This window comes from Burkholderia plantarii, from assembly GCF_001411805.1.
Lineage (GTDB): Bacteria > Pseudomonadota > Gammaproteobacteria > Burkholderiales > Burkholderiaceae > Burkholderia > Burkholderia plantarii.
This window is the reverse complement of sequence record NZ_CP007213.1, coordinates 1161228-1187775: the sequence shown is the minus strand read 5'-3', so window position 1 is coordinate 1187775 and position 26548 is coordinate 1161228. Positions and strand designations below refer to the sequence as shown.

The 26548-nt window shown below is 66.2% G+C and carries 19 protein-coding genes and 2 pseudogenes; 11 read left to right on the top strand and 10 right to left on the bottom strand.

Going from position 1 to position 26548, the window contains the following annotated elements; translation table 11 throughout:
• Positions 1–8: 8 nt before the first annotated feature.
• Together bpln_RS22420 and bpln_RS22415 are read right to left on the bottom strand one after the other, a co-directional pair.
• A complete protein-coding gene (locus tag bpln_RS22420; protein WP_055140046.1) occupies positions 9–1775 on the bottom strand; it encodes a ShlB/FhaC/HecB family hemolysin secretion/activation protein in 1767 nt (588 codons plus the stop codon).
• On the bottom strand, positions 1772–3931 hold the full coding sequence (locus bpln_RS22415) for a two-partner secretion domain-containing protein (RefSeq protein ID WP_055140045.1): 2160 nt from the start codon (positions 3929–3931) through the stop codon (positions 1772–1774). The genes bpln_RS22420 and bpln_RS22415 overlap by 4 nt, the downstream gene beginning before the upstream one ends.
• Positions 3932–4557: 626 nt before the next feature.
• Here bpln_RS22415 and bpln_RS34370 point away from each other — a divergent pair.
• Positions 4558–5331 (top strand): IS5 family transposase, encoded by a 774-nt coding sequence (locus bpln_RS34370; protein WP_420807380.1) that lies wholly within the window; start codon positions 4558–4560, stop codon positions 5329–5331.
• 132 nt (positions 5332–5463) lie between these two features.
• Here the strand turns inward: bpln_RS34370 and bpln_RS22410 are convergent, their stop codons facing one another.
• On the bottom strand, positions 5464–6297 hold the full coding sequence (locus bpln_RS22410) for a GNAT family N-acetyltransferase (protein WP_052498417.1): 834 nt from the start codon (positions 6295–6297) through the stop codon (positions 5464–5466).
• Between the two features lie 75 nt (positions 6298–6372).
• Here bpln_RS22410 and bpln_RS22405 point away from each other — a divergent pair, with 75 nt between their 5' ends.
• A complete protein-coding gene (locus tag bpln_RS22405; protein ID WP_042627474.1) occupies positions 6373–7047 on the top strand; it encodes a TetR/AcrR family transcriptional regulator in 675 nt (224 codons plus the stop codon).
• Positions 7048–7063: 16 nt separating this feature from the next.
• Here bpln_RS22405 and bpln_RS35950 read toward each other — a convergent pair.
• Positions 7064–7430 (bottom strand): annotated as a pseudogene (locus bpln_RS35950) (transposase); the annotation flags it as partial.
• A 110-nt stretch (positions 7431–7540) separates the two neighbouring features.
• Between bpln_RS35950 and bpln_RS22400 the strand changes: the two are divergent.
• Positions 7541–8588, top strand: a pseudogene (locus tag bpln_RS22400) (IS481 family transposase).
• Positions 8589–8799: 211 nt separating this feature from the next.
• On the opposite strand, the gene bpln_RS36810 reads toward bpln_RS22400, so the two are convergent.
• Positions 8800–9006 carry a hypothetical protein gene (locus tag bpln_RS36810; protein ID WP_158512062.1) on the bottom strand — a complete coding sequence of 69 codons (207 nt, stop codon included), beginning with the start codon at positions 9004–9006 and terminating at the stop codon, positions 8800–8802.
• Positions 9007–9204: 198 nt separating this feature from the next.
• Positions 9205–9591, bottom strand: coding sequence for a hypothetical protein (locus tag bpln_RS34355; protein WP_082465397.1), 387 nt, complete (start codon positions 9589–9591; stop codon positions 9205–9207).
• A 117-nt stretch (positions 9592–9708) separates the two neighbouring features.
• Between bpln_RS34355 and bpln_RS22395 the strand changes: the two genes are divergently transcribed.
• A complete protein-coding gene (locus bpln_RS22395; RefSeq protein ID WP_047837792.1) occupies positions 9709–10023 on the top strand; it encodes a DUF1153 domain-containing protein in 315 nt (104 codons plus the stop codon).
• A complete protein-coding gene (locus bpln_RS22390; RefSeq protein WP_042625707.1) occupies positions 10020–10841 on the top strand; it encodes an IS3 family transposase in 822 nt (273 codons plus the stop codon). The genes bpln_RS22395 and bpln_RS22390 overlap by 4 nt, the downstream gene beginning before the upstream one ends.
• 382 nt (positions 10842–11223) lie before the next feature.
• On the opposite strand, the gene bpln_RS22385 is transcribed toward bpln_RS22390, so the two are convergent.
• The gene (locus bpln_RS22385; protein ID WP_244132127.1) at positions 11224–11970 is read right to left on the bottom strand and encodes an SDR family NAD(P)-dependent oxidoreductase; all 747 of its coding nucleotides are present in this window, start codon (positions 11968–11970) and stop codon (positions 11224–11226) included.
• The gene (locus bpln_RS22380; protein WP_055140043.1) at positions 11951–12898 is read right to left on the bottom strand and encodes an NAD-dependent epimerase/dehydratase family protein; all 948 of its coding nucleotides are present in this window, start codon (positions 12896–12898) and stop codon (positions 11951–11953) included. Before bpln_RS22380 ends, bpln_RS22385 begins: the two co-directional genes overlap by 20 nt.
• Before the next feature lie 92 nt (positions 12899–12990).
• Here bpln_RS22380 and bpln_RS22375 point away from each other — a divergent pair, with 92 nt between their 5' ends.
• The 3 genes from bpln_RS22375 (at position 12991) to bpln_RS22370 (ending at position 15130) form a co-directional block, all read left to right on the top strand.
• Positions 12991–13896, top strand: coding sequence for a LysR family transcriptional regulator (locus bpln_RS22375; protein WP_055140042.1), 906 nt, complete (start codon positions 12991–12993; stop codon positions 13894–13896).
• A gap of 129 nt (positions 13897–14025) precedes the next feature.
• Positions 14026–14211 (top strand): epoxide hydrolase N-terminal domain-containing protein, encoded by a 186-nt coding sequence (locus tag bpln_RS34350; protein ID WP_244132128.1) that lies wholly within the window; start codon positions 14026–14028, stop codon positions 14209–14211.
• 205 nt (positions 14212–14416) lie between these two features.
• The gene (locus tag bpln_RS22370) at positions 14417–15130 is read left to right on the top strand and encodes a DUF4396 domain-containing protein (RefSeq protein WP_055140041.1); all 714 of its coding nucleotides are present in this window, start codon (positions 14417–14419) and stop codon (positions 15128–15130) included.
• Positions 15131–15418: 288 nt separating this feature from the next.
• Here bpln_RS22370 and bpln_RS34345 read toward each other — a convergent pair whose 3' ends face one another.
• Together bpln_RS34345 and bpln_RS22365 are read right to left on the bottom strand one after the other, a co-directional pair.
• Positions 15419–16318: a DapH/DapD/GlmU-related protein gene (locus bpln_RS34345; RefSeq protein ID WP_082465395.1), complete on the bottom strand. Its 900-nt coding sequence runs from the start codon at positions 16316–16318 to the stop codon at positions 15419–15421.
• A 253-nt stretch (positions 16319–16571) separates the two neighbouring features.
• The gene (locus bpln_RS22365) at positions 16572–17018 is read right to left on the bottom strand and encodes a hypothetical protein (RefSeq protein WP_055140040.1); all 447 of its coding nucleotides are present in this window, start codon (positions 17016–17018) and stop codon (positions 16572–16574) included.
• A 351-nt stretch (positions 17019–17369) separates the two neighbouring features.
• Here bpln_RS22365 and bpln_RS22360 point away from each other — a divergent pair, with 351 nt between their 5' ends.
• From bpln_RS22360 to glgB, 3 genes are read left to right on the top strand one after another with little or no spacing between them, the layout of a single operon-like run.
• Positions 17370–20840, top strand: a complete 3471-nt coding sequence (locus bpln_RS22360; RefSeq protein ID WP_055140039.1) for a maltotransferase domain-containing protein — start codon at positions 17370–17372, stop codon at positions 20838–20840.
• Entirely contained in the window at positions 20837–24298 is a 3462-nt protein-coding gene (gene treS, locus bpln_RS22355; protein ID WP_055140038.1) for a maltose alpha-D-glucosyltransferase, read from the top strand. Before bpln_RS22360 ends, treS begins: the two co-directional genes overlap by 4 nt.
• The gene (gene glgB, locus bpln_RS22350; protein WP_055140037.1) at positions 24295–26496 is read left to right on the top strand and encodes a 1,4-alpha-glucan branching protein GlgB; all 2202 of its coding nucleotides are present in this window, start codon (positions 24295–24297) and stop codon (positions 26494–26496) included. Before treS ends, glgB begins: the two co-directional genes overlap by 4 nt.
• Positions 26497–26548: the final 52 nt, after the last annotated feature.

The following is a 26548-nucleotide window of genomic DNA, read 5'->3' as shown; positions in this document are numbered from 1 at the left end:
CCTCTCCGTCATTCCGTCCAGTTCAGTGTGGCCAGCACCACCGTCGCCTTGCGTCCCAGCAAGGCGGGCTGCAGCAGTGCCTGGCCGAGCAGCAGTTCGCCCGTCACGCTCTGTTGCCTGAAATTCCATGCCGCGCGCGCGCCGACGCCCGCTCCCGCCAGCGTGGGCCAGCCGCCCTGCGCCACCAGGTGCGCCTTGCCCGCGTCGACGAACACATACGGCTCGACGCGCGCGCCGTGCCAGGCCGGCACGTTCTGCCACGCGGCCTCGTTGCGCACGAACACGCCGCTGTCGCCGCTGATGCCGCCTTCCGTGAAGCCGCGCACCGAATCCATCCCGCCCAGGAAGATCTGCTGGTTGCCGAACAGCGCGACGCGGCTGTACTGGCCGCGCAGCGTGCCGCGATAGCCCCAGCGCGTGGCGCCGAGCGAGCCGAGCGCGAGCTGCGCCGTGGCCGTCGCGTCGAGCTTGGTGAACTGGCTGTGCGCGTCGGCCACGCCGTTGTCCGGCGCGTCGTGCGAGGCGCCGAGCCACGGCAGCCCCTGCGAGACGCCCACCTCCCAGGTGGCCGCGGCCTGCTGGTCGTGGGCGACGAAGCGCACCAGGCCGTTCAGCGCGACGCGCAACACGCTCAGGTCCTGCTCGTCGAGGTCGATGCCGTTCACGCTGCGCTGGGTGCGCGTCTTGCTGAAGGTCACGTCGAGGCTGGTCCGCCCGGCGCGCGAGCGGCTCAGCACGTCGTTCCAGCCGAAGATCTGGCTGAACGAGCGGCCCGTGAGCAGCGCGACGTTGCCGATCGTCTGCTGGTATTCGGACAGCGACGTGGTGTAGCTGAAGGTCTGGTAGCCGTAGGGCACCGCGGCCGACGCCACGAGCGCGTTGCTGTCGGTGGTGCCGACGTAGTTGAACGCCAGCGATTCCTGCAGGCCCAGCAGGTTGTCGGCCTCGATGCCGCCGCGATAGCGCATCGTGCCCGTCTGCGAGCTGCCGTAGTTGTCGATGCCGAGGTTGTAGTAGAGGCGGTCGCCCACGCGATTGCTCAGGGCCACCACCGAATCGCCGGGCGTCTCGCCGGGCATGATCTGCAGCTCGGCCTGATTGCGCCGCAGCCGGTTGATCTGCTCCACGCCCTGCTCGAGATCGGGCAGGCGCAGCACGTCGCCCGGCGACGCCGCGAACGCCCCGGCCGTGCCGGCGTCGGTCAGCAGGCCGCCGCCGTCGTGCCGCCACCACGGCTGCGCCGGGTCGCGCGGGCGCAGCGGCTTGCCGTTCAGCGTGAACGCGGCCACCTTGCCGGCCACGATGCGGATCGTGAGCGTGCCCGCCGCGAGGTTCTGCGCGCCCAGGTAGGCGCGCGTGGTGATGTAGCCGTGCGCGATGAACGCCTCGGTCAGGCGGCGCAGCAGCAGGTTGATGCGGTTGCGGCCCAGCTGGTGGTCGAGGAACGGCTGCGCGATGCGCGCAAGCTCGCGCTCGGTCAGCACCGTGTCGCCGCTGAATTCGATATGGCGGATCATGAAGGTCGGCGCGACGTCGGGCAGCGTGCCCACGTCCGCGTCGGCCGGCAGGTCCGGCAAGGCGGGCGCCGGCGCCGCGATCCGCGCGGGCGCCTGCTGTACCTCGTCGCGCTGCTGGCGATCGCGTTGCTCCTGCAGCAGCCGCTGCGCCGGATCCTGCTCGACGCGCGCCGCCGGCGGGCCCGCGAACTGCGCGAACGCGCAGGGCGACAGCATGCCGAGGCAAACAGCCAGCGAAATCGCGTGACGCATGCTCATAGCCCGAACCAGGACACCAGGCCGAGATGGTTGCCCGCGCCGATCGTGACCGGATCGCGCCGCGGCGCGCGCACCGTGACGATGCCGCCCGCCGCCGAGACGCCGCCCGGCGCGTTGAACGCGCCGCCGTCGATTCGGCCTTCGCCGGTCAGCTCCACCTGGCCCGACTTGCTGTCGAAGATGCCGCCCGTGTCGGTCGCGTAGATCGCGGCCCAGCTGTTGCCGAACCAGGCCTTCAGATCGCTCGTGCGATTGATCGTGCTGTAGCCGAGCACCGCCTGAGCCAGCGTCACCGGCGCGTCGAGGCGCAGATTGTGGGTCGCGTACACCGTGCCGCCGATGTTGGTGATCTGCGTGCCGGCCTTCAGCGTGATGTCCGTGCCGGCCTCGATCGCGCCGCCGAACGCCTGCACCGTGCTGGACGCGCGCGAATGGCAGAAGATGAAGCAGGAACGCTCGAGCTGCGCCTGGCCCGTGAACACCGCCTGCGTCGTCAGCGAGCCGAGTGCCGCGATGTCGATCGCGCCGTCGTTCGACAGGATCGAGCCGCCCGTGTTGACCACGTTGGCGCCGCGGATCGTCACGTTGCCCGCGTCGGCGGTGATGTAGGCGAGCTTGGCCGGATCGACGATCTCGCCGTAATCCACCGTGAAGCCGCTGGTGCGATGCGTGAGGAACAGGAAGCTGCTGCCGCGCGACGAATAGGCGATCTGCGCGCCGTCGTCCGCACCCGAGGTGTGATCGACCACGTTGAGCACGTCGCCGCCCGCGGCGATCGACACGTTCTGGTTCGACAGGATCCGCGCGTTCCGGTTGGTCACGCCGCCGCCGGCGCTCAACGACACGTCGCCCGCCACGCCGAACAGGACGCCGAGCTGGGTGCCCGGCAGCGATTGATTGACGATCGAGCCGGCCGCCGTGAGCGTGACGGCGCCGCGCGAATCCGTGTCGCCGGCGATCGCCGTCTGTCCCTGCACGAGCGTGCCGGTGCTGGCGATGTCGCCGCCGCTCGTCAGCACCACGCCGCCCGACGCCGACGCGATGGTCGAGCCGGCCGCCGCGACGCTGGGCCCGAACAGCATGCCGTTGGCCGACAGCTTGATGTCGTCGTTGGCGAGGATGCTGCTGCCGAGCAGCGTGAGCGGCCCGCTGGCCGTGAGCGTCACGTGGCCCGCGCTGGCCTTCAGCTGCGTGTCCGCCATCGAGAACGCGTCGCGCACGTCGAATTCGGCGCTGCCGGCCGCCGCGAGCGAGGTCTCGGAGAATTGCACGCTGCCGTTCGACGACAGCGTGAAGTCGCCGAGCGAGGCGTTCAGCGGCCCCGCGCTGCGCACGCCGGGCCCGCGATCGTTCACGATCAGTTGCACCCGGCCACTCGTCAGGCTGCCGGCCGCCGTGATGTCGATCGCGAACGATTTCGCGGTGTCGAGGGTGGACGGCGTGAAGCGGGTCAGCCAGTCGTTGGCATTGTCGGTCGGCGAAATGCTGGTGTCGAGCTGCACGCGGCTCGTGCCGGCCAGCAGGCGCAGCCCGGCCGTGCTGGAGCTGAAGGTGTTGTTGACCGGGCCCTCGATCAGCAGGTTCTTGGCGATCAGGTCGAGCGAGATCAGCGCGCTGGTCAGCCCGTTCGGGCCCACCACGATGGTGCCGGCATCGGTGTCGAGCACCACGTCGCGGCGGATCACGCCGGGGGCGATGGCGATGTCGTCGAACGACACGTTGCCGGTCGACAGCACCACGTGGCCGGTGTTGGTGAATGAGCCGCCATTGACCGTGATGCCGTTCGGATTGGCGAGGATCAGGTTGGCGCGCGTGCTGCCGAGCACGTCGATGTTGCCTTCGATCAGGCTGCGGTCGGTGCCCGTCACCTGGTTGACGATGGTGCGCGCGTTGATGCCGACGTTGTTGAGCGAGGCGCCCGCCGTCGACACGTTGAAACTGCTGTAGGTGTTCTGCGACACGCCTGCCACCGCAGGCGCGATGTTGACGATCTGGCGCCCGCCGGCCCCCGCCGACACGCTCGTCTGCGTACCGCCGTCCGGCACGATGCCGGCGGCGGCCGCCCACAGCGGCGCCAGCATCGATGCGACGATCATCATTTGCCCCAGCACGCGCAAGCCCCCGCTCGCGTGTCCGGCCCACTCTCGTATCTTCATTTTTCGCGGTCTGGCACGCGCCGTCCGGCGTTCGTGCGGATCTGTTGGTCTTTTCGTGACGGCGCAAGTCTTGCCGACAGACCGTTGTTATCGGACCGACAGGAGGTGATCTTTAGGGTTGAGGTGAAATATTTATGACGACCGGCGGCAGAACGGTAACGAATGAATCGATCCACCCTGCTACGGGTTTCGTCCAGTCGTCGTTTGCAGGCACCTGGCCTTGCCGGTTCAGAAAAACCTGGATGCGGCGCTAGCGGGCCGGCCGGCGGCGTTGACCTGCAACATCAAATCCGCCGCCGTCGTGGAGCTTGTCTCGATGCCCACCCGTCAACTCCCGGACTCTTGAGCCAGGCGCTACTGAAAATGGAAGACCTCGGGCACTTCGCGGCCGGACGTCGCCCTACGGTCAGGCAGGTAGCCACGCCAGGGCTCGGCCGGCAGTAGCCGGCCATGAGGCGTTCATCGGCGTCGGCCAGATTGCCGACAATCAGAGGCGTCGCTTACGGCCAACGTCGTTCGGCTGTTTCGGGATGGTCTAAGAGTCGCTAACGCAACCTAGACATGACATAGCAGAAGTCGTATCGTCTGCGACATGGCAAGACGCAAAATCAGCAACGAGTTGTGGGGTGGTGCTGGAACCTCTGATTCCGGAAATCACTCCCTCACCCAAAGGCGGACGGCGACGCACGGTCGATGACCGATCTGCGCTCAATGGCATCCTGTATGTGCTGCAAACCGGTATCCCGTGGAAAGACCTCCGGCAAGAACTGGGCTTCGGCAGCGGCATGACGTGCTGGCGACGTCTGCGAGACTGGCAAGCGGCCGGTGTATGGCATCGGCTGCATCTGGCGATGCTGCGTCGGCTGCGTGAGCACGACCAGATTGATTGGGAACGCGCGTGTCTTGATGGCGCCAGCGTTTCCAGCCCCCGGGGGGCCAGGAGACCGGCCCCAATCCGACCGATCGAGGCAAGCTTCGGATCGAAGCGACACATCATCGTAGATGCACGCGGCATCCCGCTGGCTGTCACGATCACGGGAGCCAATCGGCACGATTCGATGGCATTCGAGTCCACGCTTGATGCCATCCCTGCCGTGGCTGGCCTGACTGGTCAGCCGCGCAAGCGGCCGACCAAACTGCACGCTGACAAAGGGTATGACTTTGCGCGCTGTCGACGTTATCTGAGACAGCGCGGCATCAAGGCACGTATCGCGCGTCGTGGTGTCGAAAGTCGCGATCGCCTTGGGCGGCATCGTTGGGTGGTCGAACGCACGCATGCCTGGTTCGCCGGATTCGGAAAGCTCCGGATTCGCTTCGAGCGCCGCCTCGATATTCATACCGCTTTGCTCGTCCTGGCTGCCGCCATCATCTGCTCGAGATTCGCGGATGACTTGTGTTAGCGACTCTTACTGGAGGGCTGTTCGCGTAAGCGCGACCGCTCCCCAATCTGGACAAGCGTTGAAACAACGGCATCATGGTCTCGACCAAGCAACCTTCGAACCGGACCACCGCTTGAATAGGCACACTCAGTGTCAAAACGCCGGCCCCATGACATTCTGACGCGAAACGATTCGGGAAAATCCATTTCGCAGCATGTTGTCAAGCGACGCGTTGCTGCTGCCTTCTGCGGGTTCGCCCGTCTCGGCGAACAGATGACGGGCGCCTGACGCGATGGCATCCTCGACGCGGCGTGCGATCAAGGCGCTTTGGCCACCACGGCAGCGGTGCGATTCCGCTATCGCTCCCCAGCCCAACCAAGCCTGTTCGCCCGATACGAACAGGCAGCCTCCCCCGACGATGCGCTCGCCGTCGAGCACCGCATACAGTTTCCAACCGGTCCTGCCGCGCACTCGCACCAGCCATTCGCAGACGAAGGACGGCATGCCGAACACGCCGACGACGACACGAGCGAGTTCGACGGCCTGGTCGGCCGAGGCCTCTGCGATTACGAGTTCACTCGCGACCGGCGCGGGCGCTCGCGCGTCCCTGTATAGCTTGACCCAGCTGCTTGATGCCGGATACGTGAAGCCCCGGGCAGTCAGCATAGAGGGCATCGTCGCAGGCCGGGCCAGATCGCTCCAGAGCAGGAGCCATTCAGAGCTGCCGGCGCGACGATAGCGCTCGACGATCCGATCGACCTGATTCGCTGTGGCCTCGCCTCGCATGCCCAGGCCGATCACTCGGTTGAAATAGGTCAGTGACGTGCCGGGGCCGATCAGCAGGGTGGCATCCCCCACCTCCTCGACGCCGAGGCACAACTCGGTTTTGAGGGTTTCCGGCGCGGCGGCGATGAAATCCGCCCAGGCCTGGGCTTCGGCCTGATCGGCAAGCGCGGCAGTTTCTCGGGGAGTCGGGAAAGCATTCACGGTGGTTTTTCCTTACACTGTAAGTTACGATGGCGCAGAAATTATCATGCGAAATTTACGGTGTAAAGGACAGGCATGGCACGAAGTTCAAAAGGCGGGGCACGGAAAGAGACGCAACGCGAGCCTCTGACGCGCGAGCGCATCGCGCAGGCCGCGCTGGCGCTGATTGACGATGAGGGGCTGGATGGCTGCTCAATGCGGCGGCTAGGGGCTCGGCTGGGCGTGGAGGCCATGGCGATCTACCATCACTTCAAGGGCAAGGGCGAATTGCTCGACGCCGTCATGGAGCAATTACTGGTTGGCCAGCAACTGAATGCCTCTCTGCCGCCGCTAAAGCGCTTGCGAGAATTTATGCGCAACCAGCGCGCGGTTGCCATTGCGCATCCGCGCGCCTTCATCCTGCTGGCCAGCAGGCGTTTCAATACCGATTTTGCGTTCGCGCTTTACGAGCAAGTGCTCGCGGCCTTCGCCGAAATCGGCCTGAGCGCGAAAGAATCCGCCTTCTGGTTCCGGCTGATCGGCGGTTATGTCTGCGGCGCCGGACTAGCCGAGGTGGCGAGCCGCGAGCAGGTCGACGATGCGACGACGCTGTTGCTCGAACACGCGCCCGAGCGCATCGCCTATCCGCATGTACGGGCCATCGCACCGCATCTGGCCGTGGAACGCCTGGAGGCCAACTTTGAGCTCAGTCTTGACGTATTGTTTGGTGCGCTGGCGGCGCAGGTAGCGACACGGCAAGCAGGTGACTAAGAACCGCTAACAAGTCATCCACGAATCTCGAGCAGATGATGGCGGCAGCCAGGACGAGCAAAGCGGTATGAATATCGAGGCGGCGCTCGAAGCGAATCCGGAGCTTTCCGAATCCGGCGAACCAGGCATGCGTGCGTTCGACCACCCAACGATGCCGCCCAAGGCGATCGCGACTTTCGACGCCACGACGCGCGATACGGGCCTTGATGCCGCGCTGTCTCAGATAACGTCGACAGCGCGAAGGCATACATTTGTCAGCGTGCAGTTTGGTCGGCGCGCTTGCGCGGCTGACCAGTCAGGCCAGCCACGGCAGGGATGGCATCAAGCGTGGACTCGAATGCCATCGAATCGTACCGGTTGGCTCCCGTGATCGTAATGTGTAGAAGTTCAGACTTGATCTGACAGTAAGGCCTTGCCAGGAGGTGGGGTCACCCGTTTTGATAGAGGTGCGAATCTTCATCAAAACAGCGCGCAAGCGCCAAGGAGTCACCCCGTGATTAGTCTCAACCAAAACGTCATCCGCCACAAGATCGGTCTGCTGAATCTGGCCACCGAGCTGGGCAACGTGTCGAAAGCCTGCAAGGTGATGGGGCTCTCGCGCGATACGTTCTACCGTTATCAGAACGCCGTGGCCGAGGGCGGCATCGATGCCCTGTTCGACAGCAATCGGCGCAAGCCGAATCCCAAGAATCGCGTCGATGAATCGACGGAAATCGTCGTGCTGGGCTATGCCATGGAGCAGCCCGCCCACGGGCAGGTTCGGGTCAGCAACGAATTACGCCGGCGCGGCATTTTCGTGTCTGCATCCGGGGTTCGTTCGATCCGGCTGCGTCACGCGTTGTCGTCCTTCAAGCTGAGGCTCGTGGCGCTGGAGAAGCAGGTCGCTGAAAAAAGCATCGTGCTGAGCGAGGACCAGGTGGCCGCGCTGGAAAGAAAGCAGGACGACGATGTGGCCCACGGCGAAATCGAAACCGCTCATCCCGGCTATCTGGGCTCGCAAGACACGTTCTAGGTGGGCACGATCAAGGGCGTAGGCCGGATCTACCAGCAGACTTTCGTCGACACGTACAGCAAAGTGGCCATGGCCAAGCTGTACACCTCCAAGACGCCGATCACGGCGGCCGATCTGCTCAATGACCGGGTGCTGCCGTTCTTCGAGGAGCACGACATGGGTGTGATCCGCAAGCTGACCGATCGAGGCACGGAATATTGCAGCAAGCCGGAATCGCACGATTATCAGCTGTACCTGGCGCTGGACGACATCGAGCACACCAGAACCAAGGCGCGACATCCGCAGGCGAATGGCATCTGCGAGCAGTTCCACAAAACCATCCTGCAGGAGTTTTATCTGGTCGCGTTCCGCCGCAAGCTGTATCTGACGCTGGCGGAGCTGCAGGTCGATCTCGATGCCTGGCTGATGTACTACAACGGCGAGCGGACCCATCAAGGTAAGATGTATCGTGGTCGCACGCCTCTGCAAACCGCTCATCGCGGGCAAGGAGGTGTGGCGTGAAAAAGTGAGCCACCTGAATCTGATCTGACAATCACGCACCGTCGGAACGGGTAACTGTCAGATCGGGTCGCGACTTCTACAAATAAGATTCCCTTGAATCACCAAGTTTCGGGCTCTTGATATGGAAACGCTGGTAAGCGAAGCGGATTTACCTGACCCCAACGATGCGCAGGCTATCTTTGCATTTGCGATGTCATTTAATGGATACGAGCACTACGGCTCGTTCGAAAAATCCTCGGCTATCGCAAACCAAAAACCCCGATCAATGTTGAACGAATTGCGGAACGAGTTATTTTTCGTTGCGCGTGCGACTCGACATGTTGGTGGCGATAGATACGTAGAGGTGTATCGAGAACTGCTCCCTTTGTTTCGCGCGTATTGTCAACGTTGACGGCCTCGGATGCGGCGATGAAGCGCCATGCGTCGGTGTCGTCGGATACTTGCATGAATGGCTGCTTAGAAGCAGCCTGACAGTCCGCTCCGGGTCGCCGTCTGCCGTCGGCGTCCGCAGCTTCCAACAAGGCGCCGCGACGGTAGTCGTCAGGCCGAGTTCGGCCATTTTCGGTCAGTCGAACGCGAACCTCGAAACGTTGACAGTTCGGAATACAGAAGCCGGCAGAAAGTGTCTCCTGGCGGATGCCTCCTTAAAAGCCCGGCGCTGGCCGCCAATGAACAAATGGTGGGTACGGTGCGCCGTTGAGGAAGGCCAGAAATACCTCCACAACTTGGTCAGCCATGAACCATTCATCTGAGCGCATCGGAATGTTGCCCGCCCGGAAGACTAGGATGGTGCCGTCTGGGCGTACAGGTGACGGTTTGTCGTGGAATGCTCTCCACCGTTGCGAACCGAACTGGAAACGCTCAATCATGCAACTTACGCCGCCGCCCGCTACCTGCACATAGCCACCACTAGCATCAGTCAAAGACGCATAAGATGACTTGCCATAGCTGCGCAGCGATTTCAGTGCGTGAGTGATTTGTCGTGGCGTTGGCGCGATGATTTCCGCTTTCCCTTCGATGTTGAATTTCATTTGCTGAAGTGCTCCGATTCATCCAACCGGACGTGAATCCTACCAGAACAAGCCTCAAGCTGAATGACTGTACCGACCCAGTGAAAACCTGCTCACGTCATAATGGATGAAAAGACGATGAGCACGAAGATGGATGAAGACATCAAACGATGGACGGCCAAGCGCAAGAGCGCGCTGGTGATGGATATCATTCAGGGCAAGACGACGGTTGCCGAAGCCAGCCGAACCTATGACCTGTCGCCCTCCGAGGTTGAGAACTGGGTGGACGACGGCAAGCGAGGCATGGAGAACGCGCTTCGCGCCAATCCGCTGGACGTCAAGGAGCAGTACGAGCGGCAGATCAAGGAGTTGCAGGAGGCCTACGGCGAAGCCATGCTGGAGTTGCGCGCCAGAAAAAAATTGCAGTCCCTGCTGGGCGAGGACGAGAAGTGATCGAAACGATCCACCAGGGACTGAAAGAAGAAGGCGTTGTCGTTTCGATTTCCAAGCTCTGCAAGTGGTTCGATGTGCCGCGCCGAACCGTGTATTACCGGCCAGTCAAGGCAGAACCCGTCGTGCAGGCGCGTTTCTCGGAACCGATCAAGGCCATGATCGAGGAGTCGCCATCATTCGGCTATCGGACAGTGGCGCACCTGCTGGGCTTCAACAAGAACACGGTGCAACGCGTGTTCCAGTTGATGGGCTGGCAAGTGCGCAAGCGGCCAGTTGGCTTTCGGCCACGGGTGCAATCGATGCCATCGGTTGCGCTCAAACCGAACTCGCGCTGGTCGACCGACATGTGCCGTATCTGGGCGGGGCGAGACGGCTGGGCAACCTTGGCCCTGGTCATCGATTGCTACACGCGCGAGTTGCTGGGCTGGCACCTGTCCCGAAGCGCAAAGGCGACGACCGCGGCCAGCGCGCTGGAGCACGCGTTGATTGCCCGGTTCGGCACGCTGGGTCGAGTATCGACGCCATTCCTGTTGAGGAGCGACAACGGCCTGGTTTTCACGAGCCAAAAGTACACGAAGCTGGTGCGCGATTACGGCCTGAAGCAGGAGTTCATCACGCCGCATTGCCCGCAACAAAACGGCATGGTGGAGCGAGTGATCAGGACGCTGAAGGAGCAATGCGTACACCGGCAGCGCTTCGAATCGCTACAGCATGCGAGCCGCGCCATCGCCGACTGGATTCAGTTTTACAACCACCGGCGACCGCATCAGTCGCTGAAGATGAAGACCCCGGCCGAGGCGTTTGCTTTAGCCGCTTAACCTGTGCAGGTTTGGCTGGGTCATTACAGGCCGTTGTAATTTGGAACCGGACATTGCACCGGTCCGACGTTGAACAGCTGCAACGGGTCGATCTGCGCCGGTCGCACGTTGCAGGCGGCGGCAGGCCGTGGTCGGCCAGTAAGCGACATTCAGTAGTTCGTCAACGACGAGACGCCAACGTCCCCATTGGGCTGTCGAAGGGACACCGCTTTTTTCATCGGACGGCAATCGCTTCCTCCAGAATCTACTGCCGACGTCCGGTGATGATGACGTCGCTTCCCGTGTCATGCCATCGATACGCCAGCGCCTGCCCGATACCCGTGCCGCCGCCAGTGACCAGCATCGTATTTCCCGTGCGTTTCATGTCGTTCTTCCTCTGTAGTCAGAGACGCATCAGACCGCCATCGACCACGAGCGTTTGCCCGGTGACGAAGCGCGCATCGTCGCTCGTCAGAAAGGCGACCGGACCCGCAATGTCAGCGGGCGTGCCGAGCCGCTTGATCGCCTGCATCATGTACACCTGAGCCTTCTGTTCGTTCGGCATGCCGCTCGCACCCTCAGTATCCGTGATTCCCGGATGCACCGCATTGACGATGATATTGTCCGCAGCAAGCTCATTGGCGAGTGCGCGAACGAGACCGATCGCGCCCATCTTCGACGCCACGTAGTGCGAGAACCCCATGCCGGGCGGCGTCACCATATTCACTGCATCCGAACCGATCGCCACGATCGCACCGCCTCCGGCACAGCGCATCAGCGGGACGATCGCGCGTGCGCCGAGCACATGGGCGTCGAGGTTCACCGCCAGCACGTGTCGCCATGCTTCCGGCGTCATTTGATCGAGCGATGCAAGCGGATAAATGCCCGCCGCATGCACGAGAATGTCGGCACGCCCGAACCGTTGCTCGACTTGACGCGCGACATCGGCCCAGTCGGCCTCGCGCGTGATATCGGCTGCAATGGCGATGGCGCCGTTGCCGATCTCCCGCGCCGAGTGCCCGGCATGCTCGCGATTGATGATCACCACCTTCGCGCCTCTCGCGGCCAACAGTTGCGCGATACCTCGACCAATGCCTTGCTTTCCGCCCGTGACGATTGCGATTTTGCCTTCATGCGTGTTCATGTTCATGAGTGACTCCCTGCTTGAATTGAGGATGGGCAAGCGCGCGCAAACGCGGCTCGCCGACTTGAGACAACAGATCGAGATGAATGGGCTGCCAGCCGAGTTCGGACCGGGTTCGGGGATCGCGCGAGCGGCTGCACGCAGAATGAATGAGTGCGCCGAAAGGTCCGAAAACTTCAGATGCTTCGTCCATCGTCAGACTGCGTGTTTGCACGTTCAGGTCGCGGGCGACGGCATCGGCCATCCAGCGATATGGAATCTCGCCAGCGGATGCGTGGTAGAGCGCGCCCGATGTTCCTCGTTCGAGTGCGAGCGAAAACAGGCGGGCCAGATCGTCGGAATGGACGTTTGAATAAGCGGCGAGTCCCGAGCCGATATAGCAGGCGGCGCCGGTCTGCGCGACGGAACGATAGACGCTTGCGACGGGGCCGTCGTCGCCTGGTCCCCAGATCGCGGGCGGCCGGATCACCATGGTACGCAAGCCATCATCGGCCGACCCTCGCACGATGCCTTCCGCTTCGATCCTCGGCGTGGCCAATGGCTCCGGCGTGAACGGATCGTCTTCAGCGAAGCTGTCGGCGCTCCAGGCACCGCCGGTGCGCTGCATGAAAACGCCGGTGCCGGACAGAAAGACAAGCGTCTTCCCGGTGCGCGCCAGGCACCCACGGAGCGCCCGGACGACGGCGGGTTCGCGTTCGACGGCAATCCGGGCGGCATAGACGGTCGCGTCGGCCGAACGTGCCGCCGCTAACACGGGTGCGATGTCGGCATCGAGGTCGCCGCGCACGGGATGGACACCTGCGGCAGTCAGCGCGGCCTCCGCACGGTCGGATCGCGCGAGGCCGAATACCGACCGTCCTTCCGCTAGAAAGCGCCGCGCCAACGCGCTGCCCGCGAAGCCCGATGCACCCACGATAAAGACGCACTTGATCATGAACGGCTCCTTTTGTTCCGTTCAAGATACGGGCGGGCGATATCTCTGAGAAGCCTATATCATTCGATGATATCCATCTGCGGAACAGATACATGCTGGACGGCGTCTCGCTCGATCATTTGCGCACCTTCGTCGCTGCAGCCGACGCAGGAAGCTTCTCAGCGGCCGGCCGCGCAATTGGCCGTGCGCAGTCGGTGGTGAGTCAGACCATCGCGAATCTCGAAGCGCAACTCGGCGTCGCCCTGTTCGAAAGAGTCGGGCGTTATCCGCAACTGACCGCGCAGGGGAAGAATCTGCTGGACGATGCCCGTCGCGTGGTCATGAGCGCCGATGCATTGAAAGCCAAGGCCCGCAATCTGTCGGCCGGGCTCGAACCTGAGTTGTCGATCGTGATTGACGTCATGTTTCCGCAGTCATGCCTCACCGATGCCCTTGGAAGTTTCAAGGCGCAATTCCCATCCACGTCGCTGAGGCTTCATGTCGAAGCGTTGGGTCGCGTTGCGCAACTCGTGCTCGACGGTGATTGCAGCCTGGGCGTGACGGGCACGCTGCCCTTTCTGCCCCCGGGGCTTGCAGCCGAACGATTGTTCAGCGAGGAAATCGTGACCGTGGTCGCGCCGGCGTCGCCTCTGGCTTCAGCGCCTAGGCCGGTTGCGCTGCGTGACCTGCAGGAAACCACGCAACTGGTTCTCACCGATCGCTCGTCGCTGACGAGCGGCGTGGATTACGGAGTGCAGGGAAAGAATATCTGGCGGCTGGCCGACCTCGGCGCGAAGCACGCTTTTCTGCGCGCGGGCCTGGGCTGGGGTCACATGCCGCGATGGCTCATCGAGCAAGACATGGCGGAGGGACGTTTGACACGCATCGAGCTGGAAGGGCCATCGGCAGGCATGATGCCTTTTCAGGCCGTCTATCCGTCCGACCGCCTGCCGGGACCGGCTGGCAGATGGCTGCTGGAGCGTTTTCGACCTGTGTCGAACTCGGTCGCCCCGGAATAATCGAAACATGAGCGGGCAGCATTTCCGTCAGGCGATATTGCCGGAAGGTGTTCTATCGCGTCGAATGATCTATGACCGCAATTGCTTGCTTATTGGCTAGACGGTTACGACTGGCGCCGCTGCGAGTCGATGTTGAATGACTTCGGGCAGTTCAAGACGACCATTGACGGCCTTGACATCCACTTCCTATATGTTCGGTCACCTGAACCCGATGCCATTCCATGGCTGATGGCGCGTGGTTGGCCCGGCTCTGCCATTACGCCGGCGACGAAGTGCGGCACAGCGTTCGTGAGAAAGGCGCCGCCGAAGAAGTAAGAAGCGAGATGAAGCCATACCATTTTCAGGCAATCCTTGTTGATAGCAGGTCGATGACGTCTTGAGCCGTGCCCGTTCCCCCCGCTCCGGAAAAACGTTCTTGATGCTGTAGTCGTGCGCCCCGGAACGTGCGTCCGTCACCCGTCATCGCGACGGAACGCGCCTTGCTGGATGCTTGGCATGTGTACCGCCAACACCAAAAGAGATGACCTACGGAACCTTTCCTCCCTGGCTGAATACGCTGTCGATCACTTGGATCATTTTGGGCGCGATATCTGCAGGCGCGATCATCGTTGACGAGCTTCGACACCCCCAGAAGATGTGGATTATGAACGTCGTCTGGCCCCTTACGGCGTTGTTCGGGACAGTCGTATGGGGTGCCGCCTACTACGCGTGGGGACGAAATATCGCCGACGCCGGGCGGAGGGCCGACGAGCAGGCGTTCGCCGTGATGGCGATGAAAGGGACGAGCCACTGCGGTGCCGGCTGTACGCTGGGAGACATCATTGTCGAGTGGTCGGCGTTTGCCTTCCCCGCGTTGGCGGGCTGGTTCGGGTGGCACACGGTGTTCAACGAAAAAACGTTTGCCGTGTGGATCCTCGATTTCATCATCGCCTTTCTGCTCGGCATCGTCTTTCAGTATTTCACCGTCAAACCGATGCGAGGGCTGTCGGTAGGCGCAGGTGTGGTGGCAGCCGTCAAAGCCGATATCGCGTCGATCACTGCTTGGCAGGTGGGCATGTATGGACTCATGGCCATCATCCAGTTCTTGTGGTTCAAGCCGGCTTACGGGGGAATCGCCAAAGTTGCGAGCCCGGAATTCTGGTTCGCCATGCAACTCGCCATGCTCGCGGGATTCGCAACCAGCTATCCCGTCAACTGGTGGTTGATCCGTTCGGGGGTAAAAGAAAAGATGTAAATCGGCTTCTTCTTGGTTGAAGTGTTTGGGCCACTGCCGCCCTAAACACCGTGCTACCGCTCCGACCGACTGAAGCGACGTTGGCAATTGCAGGCACGTGGCCTGGGTCGCTGAATGGCGGCAACGGGTCGGCTGCGGCCGGCCGAGCCCGGGCGCGGAGACGTAGGGCGACTTCCGTCCATAAGCGGCCGATGGGGACGCCAGCACGAAGCGGTCATCCACCAGCCGCGCCAGGGATTTTCAGGCAAGTCACGCCGCTTCAACTGGCTTGACTCGAGACACGGTTACTCAGTCGTTACTATGCAGGCTCGTATTCAGGCCGCCCCAGCGGGAAGAATCTGTCGGCAGCACCTCGACTGCACCGGTCTGGCTGTTTCGACGGAATAGCAGGCTGGATCGACCGGACAACTGCCGTGCCGGCACGACGTTGCCATCGGGCAACTTCACTTTCGTACCGGCCGTGACATACAGACCGGCTTCGACGATACACTCGTCTCCAAGCGAAATACCTATGCCGGCGTTCGCTCCGAGCAAACTCCGTTCGCCGATTGAGTTCCTGCTTTTGCCCCCGCCCGAGAGCGTACCCATGATGGACGAGCCTGCGCCGACGTCGGAATTTTTCCCGACAGTAACGCCCGGCGTCACACGCCCCTCGACCATCGACTCACCAAGGGTGCCCGCGTTGAAGTTAACGAAACCCTCATGCATCACCGTCGTACCACTTGCCAGATGCGCGCCAAGTCTCACGCGATCCGCATCGGCTACCCGCACGCCCTCGGGCACGACGTAGTCAGTCATGCGAGGAAACTTGTCTACCGACGACACTGTCAGGTGGTGGTATTCGGCTGCTAACCGGTCCCGCAGATCCTCGACGTTTCCGGGGAAAACAGGGCCTGCGGATGTCCATGCAATATTGGGCAACAGGCCAAAAATGCCGTCGAGATTGACTTCATTCGGCTTAACGGCCCTTTCAGATAGCAGGTGCAATCGCAGGTACGCGTCCTCCGTAGAAATGGGCGGGATTTCGAGCGACTCAATCACTACAGCAACGACATCACCAAAAATAATCCCGACTTTCTCGGCGAGGCAACTGCGCCTTTTCCCGCCACCGGTAGCCGGAAACCAGACGTCAATAGTCTTGCCCGTATCAGTAGCTCGATACCTGTGGCCGGTTCGCTCGATAGCCATCGAAGAATCCTCTTTCGAAACGCGAAGATCGATCTGGAAAGACCGGCTGCGAAGGCGGTGGCATGCAGCCGATAGCTCGAGGCATCATAGCTGAACGCTCACTGGATCCGGACGGGCGACACCTTGCGAATGTCTGCTTCGGTCCCGGATGAAAGTCCGCTCAGGGTCGACATCCCCACCCGGCGCTCTCTCCCATTCACAAAAAACCCGGCAACCGCCCCCTGCGCCGGGTTCATCTCCCCGCCTCGCCCCCTCAATCCCACCGCCGCCCGCCACGATGATGCCGCCCATGCCCATACCGCCCGCGCCGATCATCCTCCTGATACGAATTCGACCTCGACATATTCCCTCCCAACGCCGACCCCGCCCCGCCACCCAGCGCGGCCCCGATCAACCCACCCGATCGACCGCCCATCGCATTCCCCGCGGCGGTTCCCGCCCCGCCACCCAACGCCCCACCGATAATCGCCCCGGTCCGTTCACGCCGGCTGGACGTCACCGCCCCGCCCGCGCCCCCGCCCACCGCGCCACCAATCACCGCGCCGGTGCTGCCGCCCACCGCGCCGCCGAGCGCCGCGCCGGCCACGCCGCCGAGCGCACCGCCCAAGGCATTGTCGAGATCGCCGCGCGCCAGCGCCGGCGTGGAAAGCACGGCGCCGAGGGCGGCCACCGCAACGAGTCGGGTCAGTAAGTTGGTCATGATCGACGCCCTTCCTTGATGGACAGATAAGGATGAAAACGAAAGACGATGCGAGTGTAGCCAAGTCATCGAAAGGCTTATGTAACCATCGCCACGGCATCCCGCAAGAGTTGTAACCAATTCGCGTCCCGTTCCCGAAAGCGCCCACCCCGCCCGGCCGCCCCTCGCCGACGCTGTAAAAACTACATCGGCGCGCCGACTTTGCATCGCGGCGCAACACGCCGGCGCCGCCCACCCGCCCGGCGCCGCGCTGCGCCTGTCCCCAATACGTGAAAACAGCGGGCACGTACATTGCATTACCCATCGCCGTCAGCGGCCAAGGCCGCCCCAATCCGCCTCGTGGACGGTTAAATGGATTCCCCTTTCTCCCCGCATCTCTACTTCTGCGACGCCCGCTTCGTCGGCGCGCTCGACGCCTGGCCCGCCTGGTTCGAGCGGATCGCCGCGGGCGGCTTCGATCACGTGGTGATCGGCGCGTTCAACGCGGCAGGCCGCGGCGGCCACCCGCGCGTGGTGGCCGATCACGATCGCCCCGCCGACGCGCTGGCCACCAGGCTCGACACGGCCGACGCGCTCGCCACGCTCGTCGAACAGGCACGCGAATTCGACCTGAAGCTGATGCTCGACGTGACGCTGGACCGGATCGCGGTCGAGCATCCGCTGCGGCGCGCCTCGCCCGACTGGTACGTGGAGCGCCATCACGACGACGCGCGCATCGATCCGCGCACGGCGGCGTTCGAGCAGACGGTGGCCTATGCCGACCTCACCCGCCCGGAGGTGGCGGACGCGCTGTCGGGCTGGTGGCACGGCCGCTTCGCGACGCTTTCGGCGGCCGGCATCGCGGGCTTCCTGGTCGATGCCCCGCAGCGCCTGCCGGCGCAATGGTGGCGCAGCTGGCTCGCCTCGCGCCACGGCGAACTGCACGACGTGCGCTGGCTGGCCGGCATCCCGGGCCATGCGCGCGACACGCTGGCGGCGTTCGAGGGCGCCGGCTTCGACGGCGTGTTCTCGTCGCTGCGCTGGTGGGACGGTCGCGCGCCCTGGCTGGTCGACGAACACGCGCTGCTGCGCCGGGTGGGCTCGCCGATCGCCTACCCCGACGCGTTCGAAGGCCCGCGCCTCGCCCACGATCTGCGCGGCGCGTCGCGCGAGGCGCAGGAGCGCGCCTATCGGCGCGCGCTGGAAGCCGCGGCGGCGCTCGGCACCGGCTGGCTGGTGCCGATGGGCTTCGAGCGCGGCGTGGCGATCCCGCTGATGACGCCGCACGCCCAGCCGGGCGCGTTCCGCGACGCGTTCGAGGCCGCGCCGTTCGATCTCTCGGACGCGCTGGCCGAGGCGAACCGTCGGCGCCACGCTTCGCCGGTGTTCGCCTCGCGCGGCGAGCTGGCAGTGCTGAGCGGCGCCGACGCGGCGGCCACCGTGCTGCTGCGCGGCAGCGACGCCTCGCTCGAACAGGCCGACGACGCGCTGCTGATCGCGCTGAACCCCGATCTCGACCGCGCGGCGCGCGTCGATCCGGGCGCCTGCCTGGCCGGCGTGCCGGGCGCGTTCACGCGCTTCGCGCCGCTCGCGGCCGCCCGCCGCGCCAAGGCCGCGCCGCTCGACGCGTTCGAGCTGCCGCCGGGCGGCCTCGCGCTGCTGCGCGCCTCGCGCGCGAAGCCGGTCAAACCGGGCAAGGACGCCAAGGACGGCAAGGACGCGAAGGGCAAGGCCGGCAAGGACACGCCCGACGACGCCACCGCCACCGGCGGCGCACGCCGCCGCGGCAAGCCGGGCACGAACGCGCTCACGGCGGCGCTGGCGGCCGACCGCATCGCGATCGAGCGCGTGGAGCCGGCGGTGGACGGCGGCCGTTTCGCGGCCAAGCGCGTGGTCGGCGAGCGCGCGGTGGTCGGCGCGACGCTGATCGCGGACGGCCATGCACGGCTCGGCGCGGTGGTGGCGTGGCGCGCGGCCGACGAGGCCGAGTGGCACGAGGTGCCGCTCGCGCCGCTCGGCAACGATCGCTGGCAGGCCGCGATCCCGCTCGACCGGATCGGCCGCCACCTGTTCCGCGTCGTCGCCTGGCGCGACGACTGGGGCTCGCTGGTCGACGACATCGGCAAGAAGCACAAGGCCGGCCAGGACGTGGCGCTGGAGCTGCAGGAAGCGCGCGCGCTGCTGGCCGACGCGCTCGACGCGGCGAAAGGCACCCACGACGACGACTCGGTGGCCGACCTGCGCCGCATCGCGGCCGAGTTCGATTCGTCGGACGCGGAGCGGCGCCTCGCGCTGGTGCTGGCGCCGCCGTCGGCGGCGGCCTACGCGGCGCTCGGCCGGCGCAGCGCGCAGACGCAGGACCCGACCGTCTATCCGATCGACGTCGAACGCCGCGCGGCGCGCTTCGGCAGCTGGTACGAGATGTTCCCGCGCTCGGCGTCGGACGATCCGCAGCGCCACGGCACCTTCGAGGACGTCGCCCGCCATCTGCCGCGCATTCGCGAGATGGGCTTCGACGTGCTCTATTTCCCGCCGATCCATCCGATCGGCCTGACGGCGCGCAAGGGCCGCAACAACAGCCTGCGCGCCGGTCCGGAGGACGTCGGCAGCCCCTACGCGATCGGCTCGCCGATCGGCGGCCACGCGGACGTCCACCCGAGCCTGGGCTCGCTCGCCTCGTTCCGCGCGCTGGTGGAAGCGGCCCACGCGCACGGCATCGAGATCGCGCTCGACTTCGCGGTGCAGTGCTCGCCCGATCACCCGTGGCTCGCGCAGCATCCGGGCTGGTTCGCCTGGCGCCCGGACGGCTCGCTGCGGTTCGCGGAGAACCCGCCGAAGCGCTACCAGGACATCGTCAACCCCGACTTCTACGCGGCCGACGCGATGCCGGACCTCTGGATCGCGCTGCGCGACGTGGTGCTGCACTGGATCGAGGCGGGCGTGAAGCTGTTCCGCGTCGACAACCCGCACACCAAGCCGCTGCCGTTCTGGGCCTGGCTCATCGAGGACATCCGCGCGCGCCACCCGGACGTGGTGTTCCTGTCGGAAGCGTTCACGCGCCCGGCGATGATGTACCGGCTCGCCAAGGTCGGCTTCTCGCAGTCGTACACCTACTTCACCTGGCGCGAGTCCAAGCACGAGCTGCGCGCCTATCTGCAGGAGCTGGCCGACGGCGCGCCGCGCGAGTTCTTCCGGCCGAACTTCTTCGTCAACACGCCCGACATCAACCCGCGCTACCTGCACAACGCGCCGCGTTCGCAGTTCGTGATCCGCGCGGCGCTGGCGGCATTGCTGTCGGGCGTGTGGGGCATGTACAGCGGCTTCGAGATCGGCGAATCGGCGCCGCTCGACGAGGCCGGCGAGGAATACCGCGACGCCGAGAAATACGAGCTGCGCGCGCGCGACTGGCACCGGCCCGGAAACCTGGCCGGCGAGATCGCGCTGCTGAACCGCGTGCGGCGCACCCACCCGGCCCTGCAGACGCATCTCGGCATCACGTTCCTCGACTCGCCGAACGATTCGGTGCTGGTGTTCCGCAAGGCCACGCCGAACCTCGACAGCGTGATCGTGGCGGCCGTGAGCCTCGACCCGTGGGCGCCGCAGGCCACCGATTTCACGCTCGACGCGGCGCTCTACGCGGGCTGGGCCGTACCCGAGGGCGCGGCGCTGCGCGTGACCGACCTCGCCGCCGGCCATACCGCCCGCTGGCACGGCACGCGCCAGTACGTGAACCTCGACCCGCACGCGCTGCCGTTCGCGATCTGGCGCATCGCGCCCGACGCGCCGCACCTGCCCGCCTACGCCACGCAGCCGGCCACGTCCGGCTCGGGAGACCAGCGATGATTCGTGAAGAACCGCTCGACCAGCTGCCGCTCGACCAACTGCCGCATGCCCCGTTCCAGCCGGCCGCCGGCACCCCGCGACGCACCACGCGCCGCGCCGCCTCGCGCGCCGTCGATCCGGGCGCCGCGCCCGCCGATCCGCTCTGGTACAAGGACGCGATCATCTACCAGTTGCACGTGAAGTCGTTCTTCGATTCGAACGGCGACGGCATCGGCGACTTCCCGGGCCTGATCTCGAAGCTCGACTACATCGCCTCGCTCGGCGTGGACGCGCTGTGGCTGCTGCCGTTCTATCCGTCGCCGCGCCGCGACGACGGCTACGACATCGCCGACTACCGCAACGTCCACCCCGACTACGGCACGCTCGCCGACGTGCGCCGCTTCATCCGCGAGGCGCACGCGCGCGGCATCCGCGTGATCACCGAGCTGGTGATCAACCACACCTCGGACCAGCATCCGTGGTTCCAGCGCGCGCGCCGCGCCAAGCCGGGCTCGGTGCATCGCGACTACTACGTCTGGTCGGACAGCGACACCAAGTTCGCCGGCACGCGGATCATCTTCGTCGACAGCGAGCCGTCGAACTGGACCCACGATCCGGTGGCGGGCCAGTACTACTGGCACCGCTTCTACTCGCACCAGCCGGACCTGAACTTCGACAACCCGGCGGTGGTGCGCGAGGTGCTGCAGGTGATGCGCTTCTGGCTCGATCTCGGCATCGACGGGCTGCGGCTCGACGCGGTGCCGTACCTGGTCGAGCGCGAGGGCACCAGCAACGAGAACCTGCCCGAGACGCACGCGATCCTGAAGACGATCCGCGCGACGATCGACGCCGAGTATCCGAACCGGATGCTGCTGGCCGAGGCCAACCAGTGGCCGGAGGACGTGCAGGAATACTTCGGCGACGAGGACGAATGCCACATGGCGTTCCACTTCCCGCTGATGCCGCGCATCTACATGTCGATCGCGAGCGAGGACCGCTTCCCGATCATCGACATCATGCGGCAGACGCCGGAACTCGCGCCGAGCAACCAGTGGGCGATCTTCCTGCGCAACCACGACGAGCTGACGCTGGAGATGGTCACCGACTCCGAGCGCGACCTGCTCTGGCAGACCTACGCGAGCGACCGCCGCGCGCGCCTGAACCTCGGCATCCGGCGGCGCCTGGCGCCGCTGATGGAGCGCGACCGGCGCCGCATCGAGCTGATCAACTCGCTGCTGCTGTCGATGCCGGGCACGCCGGTGGTCTACTACGGCGACGAGCTCGGGATGGGCGACAACATCCACCTCGGCGACCGCGACGGCGTGCGCACGCCGATGCAGTGGTCGGCCGACCGCAACGGCGGCTTCTCGCGCGCCGATCCCGAGCAACTGGTGCTGCCGCCCGTGATGGGCGCGCTGTACGGCTACGACGCGGTGAACGTCGAGGCGCAGTCGCGCGATCCGCACTCGCTGCTGAACTGGATGCGCCGGATCCTGGCCACGCGCCGCGCCACCCAGGTGTTCGGGCGCGGCACGCTGCGCTTCCTGCGGCCCGAGAACCGCAGGATCCTCGCCTATCTGCGCGAGCTGCCCGACGCCACGCCGGTGCTGTGCGTGGCGAACCTGTCGCGCGCCTCGCAGGCGGTCGAGCTGGACCTGTCCGAGTTCGCCGGCCGCGTGCCGGTGGAGATGACCTCCGACTCGCCGTTCCCGGCGATCGGCGAGCTGCCCTACCTGCTGACCTTCCCGCCCTACGGCTTCCTCTGGTTCCAGCTGTCGGCCACCGGCAGCGAGCCGGCCTGGCACCGCCCGCACGCGGAGCCGCTGCCCGAGTACACCACGCTCGTGATGCGGCGCGGCGATACGCATCCGGCCGCCGAGCTGGTCGCCACGCTCGAGGCGGAAGTGCTGCCGTCGTGGCTCACGCGGCGCCGCTGGTTCGCCTCGAAGGACCGCCCGCTCGACGCGGTGCGTTTCGACTGCGTGACGCCGATCCCGGGCGAGGCGTTCCAGTACGCCGAGCTGGTGGCCACCGTGGACGGCCGCGAGGATCGCTACGCGGTGCCGCTCGCCCCCGCCTGGGGCGACGAGACCTCGCATCCGCTCTTCATGCGGCTCGCGCTCGCGCGCGTGCGGCGCGGCCCGACGGTGGGCTACCTGACCGATGCGTTCGCGCTGCCGTGCTTCGCGCACGGCGTGCTGCGCCGGCTCGCGGACCCGCGCGACGTGCCGCTCGCGGATGGCGGCACGCTGGTGTTCACACCGGAGCCGGAACCGGCGCTGGCGCGATACGCGCTCGGCGACGCGCCCGAGGTGCGCTGGCTGGCCGCCGAGCAGAGCAACAGCTCGCTCGTGATCGGCGAGGCGCTGGTGCTGAAACTGGTGCGGCGCGTGGCGCCCGGCATCCATCCCGAGGCCGAGGTCAGCCGCCACCTCACGCGCGCCGGCTACCGCAACGCGCCGGCGCTGATCGGCGAGGTGCGCCGCGTGGCGGCCGACGGCACGCCGCACACGGTCGCGATCGTGCAGAACTTCGTCGACAACCAGGGCGACGCCTGGGCGCGCTCGCTCGATTTCCTGAAGCGCGCGGTGAGCGATCTCGCGCTCGCGGCGGCGGCCACGCCCGACGCCGGCGAATCGGCGCAGGCGGCGCTCGAACTCGACACCTATGCCGCGTTCGCCGGCGCGATCGGTACCCGGCTCGGCGAGCTGCACGTGGTGCTGGCCGCGCCGAGCGACGATCCGGCGTTCGCGCCCGAACCCGCCACTCCGGCCCACGTCGAAGGCTGGACCGCCGACGCGCTGGCCATGTTCGAGCGCGCCGCGGCCCTGCTCGCGCCGCGCCTGGACGAGCTCGACGCCGACGCGCGCGAGGCCGCGGCCGCGCTGCTCGCCTCGCGCGAGGCGATCGCGCAGGCCATCGGCACGCTGGTGCCGCGCGAACTCGGCGCCACCTGCATGCGGATCCATGGCGATTTCCACCTCGGCCAGGTACTCGAGGTCAACGGCGACGCGATGCTGATCGATTTCGAGGGTGAGCCGGCCCGGCCGCTCGAGGCGCGCCGCGCCAAGTCGCATCCGCTGCGCGACGTGGCCGGCCTGCTGCGCTCGCTGTCGTATGCAAGCGCGGCCGCGCAGTTCGCGATCGAGAAGGCGCCCGCGCCGACGGCCGACCTCAAGCGCACGCTGTTCGACCGCTTCGGGCAGGCCGCGGCCGACCGCTTCCTCGCCAACTACCGCGACGCCTGCCAAGCCGCCGCCGAGCCGTTCGTGGCACCCGGGCACGCCGAGCGGCTGCTGATGCTGTTCCTGATCGAGAAGGCGTCCTACGAACTCGGCTACGAGGCCGCGAACCGCCCGGACTGGCTGCGCGTGCCGGTGGTCGGACTCGCGGCGCTGGCCGCGCAGCTGCTCGGCCGCCCGCTCGCCGATCCCCCTCATTCACCCGATCACCCCGCAGCACCGGAGAAAAAACAATGAGCGACACGCTGTTCGCACCGGACGACATCGCCGCGTTGCTCGACGCGCGGCATCCGGACCCGTTCGCGTGCCTGGGCCGCCATCGCGACGGCGATCGCACCGTGGTGCGCGCGCTGTTTCCCGGCGCGCACGCCGTGCAGGTGGTCGCGCGCGACGGCGGCCGCGTGCTCGGCGAACTCGAACGCGTGGCGCCGGCCGGCTGCTTCGCCGGCGAGATCGAGGCCGACGAGCCGTACCGGCTCGCGATCGACTGGATGACCGCCACCCAGGAGATCGAGGACATCTATGCGTTCGGGCCGCTGCTCGACGACGCGGCGCTCGCGCGTTTCGCCAACGGCGATCCGTTCGCCGTGCTCGACTGCCTCGGCGCGCGCCTGGCCGAGATCGACGGCGTGGCCGGCGTGATCTTCGCGGTCTGGGCGCCGGCCGCCGCGCGCGTGTCGGTGGTGGGCGACTTCAACGCCTGGGACGGGCGGCGCAACCCGATGCGGCTGCGCCGCCCGTGGGGCGTCTGGGAGCTGTTCATCCCGGCCGTGCATGCGGGCGCGCGCTACAAGTACGAGCTGCGCACGCGCGACGGCCGCGTGCTGCCGCTGAAGGCCGACCCGTGCGCGCGCGCCACCGAGGCGCCGCCGCTGACCGCCTCGGTGGTGGCCGACAACACCGCGCGCGAACGCTTCGCCTGGCAGGACGGGGCCTGGCTCGCGCGCCGCGCGCAGACCAACGCGGCCAACGCGCCGATGTCGGTGTACGAGGTGCATGCCGAATCGTGGCAGCGGCTCGGCGATCCGCCCACGCGCACGCCGAGCTGGGACGAGCTCGCCGACCGGCTGATCCCCTACGCCGCCGGCATGGGCTTCACGCACGTCGAACTGATGCCGGTGGCCGAGTATCCGTTCGGCGGCTCGTGGGGCTACCAGCCGCTCTCGCCGTTCGCGCCGTCGGCGCGCTTCGGGCCGACCGAGGGCTTCGCGCGCTTCGTCGATCGCGCGCACGCGGCCGGGGTCGGCGTGATCGTCGACTGGGTGCCCGCGCATTTCCCGACCGACCAGCACGGCCTCGCGCAGTTCGACGGCACCGCGCTCTACGAGCATGCCGATCCGCGCGAGGGCTTCCATCCCGACTGGAACACGCTGGTGTTCAACGTCGGCCGCCACGAGGTGAGCGCGTTCCTGATCGCCTCGGCGCTGGCCTGGGTGCGCGACCATCACGTCGACGGGCTGCGCGTGGACGCGGTGGCCTCGATGCTCTACCGCGATTACTCGCGCGCCTCGGGCGCGTGGATTCCGAACCGCTACGGCGGGCGCGAGAACCTCGAATCGATCGCGTTCCTGCGCACGCTCAACGACACGCTGCACGGCGCCGGCGCGCCGCCCGGGGTGCTGACCATCGCCGAGGAGTCGACCGCCTGGCCGGGCGTGACGGCGCCCGTCGCCGACGGCGGCCTCGGCTTCGACTTCAAGTGGAACATGGGCTGGATGCACGACACGCTGTCGTATCTGCACGAGGATCCGGTGCATCGCCGCCATCACCACGACCGCATGACGTTCGGCCTCGTCTACGCGTTCTCGGAGCGCTTCGTGCTGCCGCTCTCGCACGACGAGGTGGTCCACGGCAAGGGCTCGCTGGTCGCGAAGGTGCCCGGCGACGCGTGGCAGCGCTTCGCGACGCTGCGCGCCTACTACGCGTTCATGTGGGCGCACCCGGGCAAGAAGCTGCTGTTCATGGGCGGCGAGTTCGCCCAGCCCGGCGAGTTCGCGCACGACGCGCAACCGCCCTGGGAGCTGCTCGACTCGCCCGCGCACCGCGGCGTGCAGCGCCTGGTGCGCGACCTGAACCGGCAGCTCGCGGCCGAGCCCGCGCTGCACCGGCTCGACGCGAGCCCCGAGGGCTTCGGCTGGCTGATCGGCGACGACGCCGCCAACAGCGTCTACGCGTTCGTGCGCCGCGACGGCGCCGGCCGCCTGCTGGTGGCCGTCTGCAACTTCACGCCGGTGCCGCGCGACGGCTACCGCATCGGGCTGCCCGCGCCCGGCCGCTGGACCGAGCTGCTGAACACCGACAGCGCGGCCTACGGCGGCACCAACCGCGGCAACGACGGCGCCGTGTTCGCGGAGGAAGCGCCGCTGCACGGCCAGCGCTGGTCGGCCTCGCTGCGCCTGCCGCCGCTCGCCACCGTCTGGCTGCGTCCGGACTGAGCCGCGCCGGTGGCGTCCCGCGCCTGAAACATCGTCATCCGAAACAACACGC

What these genes read in the sequence shown, in the direction of transcription:
- bpln_RS22395 (WP_047837792.1), top strand. Translation starts at nt 9,709, where the DNA reads ATGAGCACGAAGATGGATGAAGACATCAAACGATGGACGGCCAAGCGC.
- bpln_RS22415 (WP_055140045.1), bottom strand. Translation starts at nt 3,931, where the DNA reads ATGAAGATACGAGAGTGGGCCGGACACGCGAGCGGGGGCTTGCGCGTG.
- treS (WP_055140038.1), top strand. Translation starts at nt 20,837, where the DNA reads ATGATTCGTGAAGAACCGCTCGACCAGCTGCCGCTCGACCAACTGCCG.
- bpln_RS22375 (WP_055140042.1), top strand. Translation starts at nt 12,991, where the DNA reads ATGCTGGACGGCGTCTCGCTCGATCATTTGCGCACCTTCGTCGCTGCA.
- bpln_RS34350 (WP_244132128.1), top strand. Translation starts at nt 14,026, where the DNA reads ATGTTGAATGACTTCGGGCAGTTCAAGACGACCATTGACGGCCTTGAC.
- bpln_RS22420 (WP_055140046.1), bottom strand. Translation starts at nt 1,775, where the DNA reads ATGAGCATGCGTCACGCGATTTCGCTGGCTGTTTGCCTCGGCATGCTG.
- bpln_RS36810 (WP_158512062.1), bottom strand. Translation starts at nt 9,006, where the DNA reads ATGCAAGTATCCGACGACACCGACGCATGGCGCTTCATCGCCGCATCC.
- bpln_RS22380 (WP_055140043.1), bottom strand. Translation starts at nt 12,898, where the DNA reads ATGATCAAGTGCGTCTTTATCGTGGGTGCATCGGGCTTCGCGGGCAGC.
- bpln_RS34345 (WP_082465395.1), bottom strand. Translation starts at nt 16,318, where the DNA reads ATGGCTATCGAGCGAACCGGCCACAGGTATCGAGCTACTGATACGGGC.
- bpln_RS22360 (WP_055140039.1), top strand. Translation starts at nt 17,370, where the DNA reads ATGGATTCCCCTTTCTCCCCGCATCTCTACTTCTGCGACGCCCGCTTC.
- bpln_RS22405 (WP_042627474.1), top strand. Translation starts at nt 6,373, where the DNA reads ATGGCACGAAGTTCAAAAGGCGGGGCACGGAAAGAGACGCAACGCGAG.
- bpln_RS22370 (WP_055140041.1), top strand. Translation starts at nt 14,417, where the DNA reads ATGACCTACGGAACCTTTCCTCCCTGGCTGAATACGCTGTCGATCACT.
- bpln_RS22365 (WP_055140040.1), bottom strand. Translation starts at nt 17,018, where the DNA reads ATGACCAACTTACTGACCCGACTCGTTGCGGTGGCCGCCCTCGGCGCC.
- bpln_RS34355 (WP_082465397.1), bottom strand. Translation starts at nt 9,591, where the DNA reads ATGAAATTCAACATCGAAGGGAAAGCGGAAATCATCGCGCCAACGCCA.
- bpln_RS22385 (WP_244132127.1), bottom strand. Translation starts at nt 11,970, where the DNA reads ATGAACATGAACACGCATGAAGGCAAAATCGCAATCGTCACGGGCGGA.
- glgB (WP_055140037.1), top strand. Translation starts at nt 24,295, where the DNA reads ATGAGCGACACGCTGTTCGCACCGGACGACATCGCCGCGTTGCTCGAC.